The 6,402-nt window shown below is 44.3% G+C and carries 2 protein-coding genes; both read left to right on the top strand.

Features of this window, described 5'->3' with window-relative positions:
• The first annotated feature begins 42 nt into the window (after positions 1-42).
• Positions 43-6,222 (top strand): DUF7507 domain-containing protein, encoded by a 6,180-nt coding sequence (locus QVH07_RS17600; protein WP_290003130.1) that lies wholly within the window; start codon positions 43-45, stop codon positions 6,220-6,222.
• A 34-nt stretch (positions 6,223-6,256) separates the two neighbouring features.
• Positions 6,257-6,402: type IX secretion system membrane protein PorP/SprF (locus tag QVH07_RS17595; protein WP_435367070.1), on the top strand; the 146-nt coding region annotated here is incomplete at its 3' end.

Raw genomic sequence — 6,402 nt, 5'->3', positions numbered from 1 at the left:
GAGTTGCAGAGTGGAGATATCAATAATGATGATATCCTTGACTTGACAGAGACTTGGGTATACACCGCGACATACAGCGTGAAGCAGTCTGATATCGAAGCTGGAGAGATTGTGAACCAGGCAGAAGCAGAAGGCTTCTTCGGTCAGCAATCTGACAGTGATCTATCCGGAAGCACAGTTGAAACTGACGAGGATACGATTGTAGACATCTGTCAGGATTCAGGTATCAAGGTTGTGAAGACTTCTGATCAGGATCCTGGAAGTGAAGATTGTATTGCATTGATTCCTGGAACAGAAATCACCTATACATTTACTGTCACCAATGAGGGTAATGTTGGGCTAGGCTTCGTGGAAGTTACAGATGAGCTAGAAGGCTTAAGTGACCTAAGCGAACCTGTGAAAACTGGAGGAAATGATGATGACATTCTTGACGTGGATGAGACTTGGACATATACCGCTACTTACACCGTTCAGGAAGGCGATATTCAGTTAGGAGAGATTGAAAACACGGTAGAAGTGACCGCGATCACTGGTGATGAGGAAATCGTAAGGGATGAAGACACATTGACAATTCCATTATGCCAAGAGGCTGGAATTAGAATAGTGAAGACCTCTGATCAGGAGCCAACAGGCGAAGATGATTGCTTAGACCTAGAGGAGAGCGATATTGTGACCTACACGTTCACAGTGACCAATGCAGGTGATGTTCCATTGAGCAATGTGACCGTAACGGATCCATTGACAGACTTGTCGGCAATCGAGTTGCAGAGTGGAGATATCAATAATGATGATATCCTTGACTTGACTGAGATTTGGGTATACACAGCGACTTACAGCGTGAAGCAGTCTGATATTGACGCAGGAGAGATTGTGAACCAGGCTACTGCAGAAGGCTTCTTTGGACAGGAGAAAGTAATGGATCTTTCAGGAACTACCGTTGATACGGATGATGAGACTATTATTCCTATCTGTCAGGAGGAGGGTCTTGATATCACTAAGACTGTGCTTTCGAATGACGATGAGGTTGATGGAATTGTAAGCTTCGAGATTGAAGTGACCAATACAGGAAATGTTAGCTTGTTCGATGTAGTGGTGACTGATGAGACAGCATTTGCAAATGCTCCAGACGCTGAGAAAGATCAGTATATCTGGACCATCAGTGAACTTACTCCTGGAGCTAGTGAAACCTTCCAGGTTGACATTGAAATCACTCAGGAGCTATTCGAGGCTGAGTGCTACGAGAATACAGCGACTGCTAAAGTCTTTGAGATACTTGATGAGTTTATCCCTCAGGACGTACCAGGTCAAGGAAGTGATTCTGATGATCTTCCAGTAAGAGTTCGTCTTTCTGACGAAGCTAGTGCTGAAGCATGCTTCACACTTGAAACCGGACTTAGTATCCAGAAGGATGTGGTGAGTTCAATGGGTGTAGAAGGAAGAGACTATTACGAATCTGTTGGTGATGAGATTGTTTACAAGTACATCATCACGAATACGGGTAATGTTAATCTTACAGGACCTATTCAGGTGACGGATGATAAGATCCCGAATATTCCTGCTGTGAATCAGGATCTAGCAATTGGTGAAAGCGTAGAAGTAACTGCTTCCTACTTTGTAGTTCAAGATGATTTTGAAGCTCCTGAGCGCTTTGTGACTAACACGGCATTTGCAACGGCTCAATTTGGTCAAGAGGAGGTTAAATCTAATGAAGACTCTGAAACGGTTCGGGCTGTGATAATTATTTTGGATCGTGTAAATACGTTCTGCGAATTGGATGCGCCTTATATAGAGTGGGAGCTTGAAGGATTTAACCTTGACCTTCTTGACCAGAACTTAGGTCCAAATCCTTTGACTATGATTTGGAGGGATAAGGATGGAATAGAAATCACCCGAGTTGAGAATGTTGGATTCTCCGGTGTGATGCTCTTCCCTGGTGCTGAGGTCAATGAAGACGGATATGGTACACAGTGGCCAGGATGGGATTTACAAAACGGTCAGTGGGTACAGGGAGACTTCAGATTCGCTGCGGTAAGAGAACCAGGAACTACAGTTGAGTGGGTGCTTAATCCGGAGGTATCTTCTCCGGTGGCTTACCCAGGAGCAACAGATGAATGTAACCCTAATCCTAACCCTCCACTTGCTGTGGATGATGATATGACAAGTACCCCAGTGGTATCTGAGCTAGGCTTCGAGGACATTGTAAATGTTCTTGACAATGACGAGCTGAATGGTCAGGTAGGATTAAACACTACTCAGGTGGATATTACTATCGTAACTGAAAGTAACCCGGGTGTTATAATTCTTGATCCTGCTACTGGTCTAGTGGATGTGGCTCCAGGTACTCCAAGCGGAATCTATACCTTAGAATACAGGATCTGTACTAATCCTAATCCGACAAACTGTGATACGGCGATCGTAACCGTTCTAGTTGTGACTCCAAGTATTGAGATCTTGAAAGATGGAGTATTCACAGACGAGAACAATGATGGATTTGCTCAAGTAGGTGAAAGCGTTACTTATACCTTCACCGTAATTAATACAGGTGATATTGAATTGAACAACATCACGATTGAGGATGATAAGGTAGAGGTACAAGGTGGACCATTGAATGGACTTGGAGCAGGACAATCTGATTCCAACACATTCTCTGCAAGCTATATCCTTACTCAAAATGATATAGATGAAGGCCTTGTGCTGAACATTGCAACTGTCAAGGGAGAAGGTCCAGGAGGATATCCTGTTGAGGATGAGTCTGAAGATCCTACTCCAGTAGAAAGTCCAAGTGATCCTGACTGTCCAGATTGTACAGAAACTGAGATTCCTCAGAATCCAGCAATCGAGATCTTGAAGGATGGATTGTTCAATGATGAGAATAATGATGGCTTCGGTCAGGTGGGTGAAACCATTACATATAAGTTCACAGTAAGCAACGTAGGTAACGTGACTTTGAGTAACGTAACTGTGACCGATGCTAAGGTGGATGTTCAGGGTGGTCCATTGGCCAGCCTGGCAGTAGGAGCTACAGATAGTAATACCTTCTTCGCAACTTATGTCTTGACTCAGTCAGACATCGATAACGGAGTTGTGTTGAACATAGCAACGGCTAAGGGTACATCTCCTAAGGGAGTAGAGGTTGAAGATCAATCTGAAGATCCAACTCCTGTAGAAAGCCCAAGTGATCCAGATTGTCCAGATTGTACAGAGACTGAGATTCCTCAGAATCCAGCAATCGAGATCTTGAAGGATGGTGAATTCCAGGATGAGAATGGTGATGGATTTGGTCAAGTAGGTGAAACGATCACTTATACCTTTACCGTGAGTAATACTGGTAATGTAACCCTGAGTAATGTAACCATTACTGATGCCAAAGTAGATGTTCAAGGTGGTCCAATAGCTCTTGCTCCAGGACAAACCGACAACACAACGTTTACCGCTAGTTATGTTCTGACTCAGTCAGACGTAGATAATGGATTGGTATTGAACATAGCAACGGCTAAGGGTACATCTCCTAAGGGAGTAGAGGTTGAAGATCAGTCTGAAGACCCAACTCCGGTAGAAAGTCCAAGTGATCCAGATTGTCCGGATTGTACAGAGACCGAAATCCCACAGGATCCTTCGATTGAGATTCTTAAGGATGGAGTATTCTCCGATGCTAATGAGGATGGCGTTGCTCAGGTAGGTGAAACAGTAGTATATACATTCACAGTGACTAACACTGGTAATGTGACCTTGAGTGGAATCACTGTTGAAGATGACCTTGTAACGGTAACTGGTGGTCCTATTGACCTTGCTCCAGGTGAGACAGATACTGATACATTCAGCGCAGTGTATGTATTGACGCAGGAAGATATAGACAGAGGATGGGTAGCAAATATTGCACTCGCAAGAGGTGATGCTCCAGGAGGAGATCCAGAAGATCCAAGTGATGATATCACTGACGATTCAGAAGATCCAACTCCAATCCCAGAGAGACCGGATGATTCCGATTGTGAAGGTGACTGTACCTTTACGGATATTCCTCAGAATCCTGCCTTGACCATTGTTAAGACTGCAGACAAAACAGTCGTAGAAAATGCTGGAGAGGTGATTACTTACACTATTGAAGTAAGCAATTCGGGTAATCTCACATTGACCAATATTATGGTGGAAGATCCTTTGACTGGATTGGAAGAAGAGATCGATGAGTTGGTTCCAGGAGAATCAGTATCTCTGAACACAACATATACGGTGACCACTGCAGATCTAGTTGCTCAGGAGCCAATTCTGAATGTGGCTAAAGCAAGCGCAGATGATCCAACCGGAGAGGACGAAGAAGGTATTGAAGCGGAAGATGAAGAGGTGGTTGAGATAGGTGATTGTATCGAATTGATAACAGGTATTGTATTTAATGCCATCACAGATAGTCCAATTGCCAATGTTCCGATGACTCTTGTTCCTCAAGGAAATACTCCTGGAGAGACATTGATTGTCCTTACGGATGCTGAGGGTAGATATGTATTCAAAGGTATCCCTGCTGGTAACTATTTACTTCAGGTGCAGGATGCAAACTTGAACGCTCAGGGTCTATTCAACTTCCAGAAGAGCTCTCTATCCTTCATAAGTGTTGAGGAATGCTCGACAATTGTTGATGACTTCCCTTACGCTCCATTTGAAGGAATCGTACTAGGAGACTTTGTATGGTATGACTTGAATGAGGATGGAATCCAGAATGAGTGGTTCGATGCCAATGATGATGGTCAGGTAACCTTGAATGATCCTACGGCTGGCCCAATCACAATCAGTGAGTGGGAGTGGTTTGACTTGAACGGTGATGGTCGATATGACGGTCCTGAGAACGAAGGTGAGTTGAACAAAGCCGGACTTGCAGGTAATGCTACTCCGGGACAACCAGGAAATATAACTGTGACAGGTCCAAATGGATTTGAATCAAATCAGATCGTTGGAATTCTAGGTTACTGGAGAGAGAGAATAGGAGCGACTGAGGATGATGGATTCGACGATCAAGGTGGAGCTTTATATGGCGAATACACAGCAGTAATTGTCCCAGACCCAGTACTTTCGGCAAGTGCATCTGCCATGGAGGCAACTGGTCTTGTGAAGATTCTTCCTGACGCAGGTGCTCGTATGACAGACATCAATGGTGTCAGACTTGAAGAGCAGTGTGGTTTGACCACCGATGATACTGTCGACGCGACTGTGACTGCTGAGGACAGAGTACATCTTGACATGGACTTCGGTTTGATCTGTAGACTAGTTGAGATTGAGATCATTGCTAATGATGATGACTTCGGAGAGTACTTTGTAAGCTACGGAGGTCCTCTGGGTAATATCCTTGAGAATGATATCCTCGACGGAGTAGTGAATCCTGATCCAGACTTGGTTGACTTTGAATTCACCGATCTTGATGGAGTAGTTGGTCTGTTGATCGATGAGAATGGTGACTTGAGCCTGATACCAGGTGTGAATGAAGCCAGAGAGTATCGATTGAGATATGTACTCAGAGAGACTGCCTTCCCAGATAATAATGATGATGCATTCGTAGTCTTCAGATTACTGAACGATCAGGTGGATCTGTCAGTAGAGAAGACCAGCTTCGAAGCTGAGATCTACGAAGGCGATGAGTTCGAGTACGAGATCAGATTGTCTAATGTGGGTGGAACACCTGCTACGAATGTAGAGCTCGTTGATGATCTGCCAGGTGCTGTGACCTACTTGAGTTCTGAAGTAGTGAGCGTGAGTGATCCTCAGATTGAGGTAGGTACTCCGTCAGTATCCGGTAGTAGAATCACATGGAGCATACCATTCTTGCCAGCTGAAGGCGAAGTAGTGATCAGAGTTCTGGTGAAAGCTGGAGACGCTGGTACCATTACGAACATTGCCGAAGTAAATGCTGAGGAAGAAGACATCGAGCCAAATAACAATAGGGACGATGATGTGAATGAGATTCTTCCATTCCGTATCCCGAATGTGATCACTCCTGATCTTCAGGATGGAGATAACGATACTTTCGAGATCCTCGGTCTTGGTAAGTTTGTCAGCAATGAGATTGTGATCATCAACCGATATGGAGACCACGTTCTTGAACAAGAAGATTATAGAAACGACTGGAATGCCCCAGGACAAGTGTCAGGTACTTACTTCTACATCTTGAAAGTTGTGGATAGACAAGGAGAAGAGCACGAGTTCAGAGGTTGGATTCAGGTAATCAAAGGAGATAAATAATTGAGTTATGAGAATAATTTTTAGAATCACGGGAATGTTGATGGTACTGGGCCTATGGCTTGGTACCGGAGACGCTGTGGGGCAACAGTTGCCTCAGTTCAGCCAATACATTTTTAACGGTTTGCATGTGAATCCGGGGTATGCTGGATATAAGGGAGAGCCTTATTTGCAGAGTACGTA

It is taken from the genome of Algoriphagus sediminis, from assembly GCF_030403435.1.
Lineage (GTDB): Bacteria > Bacteroidota > Bacteroidia > Cytophagales > Cyclobacteriaceae > Algoriphagus > Algoriphagus sediminis.
The sequence above is the reverse complement of the archived record's forward strand: the minus strand, read 5'-3'. Positions and strand labels throughout refer to the sequence as shown.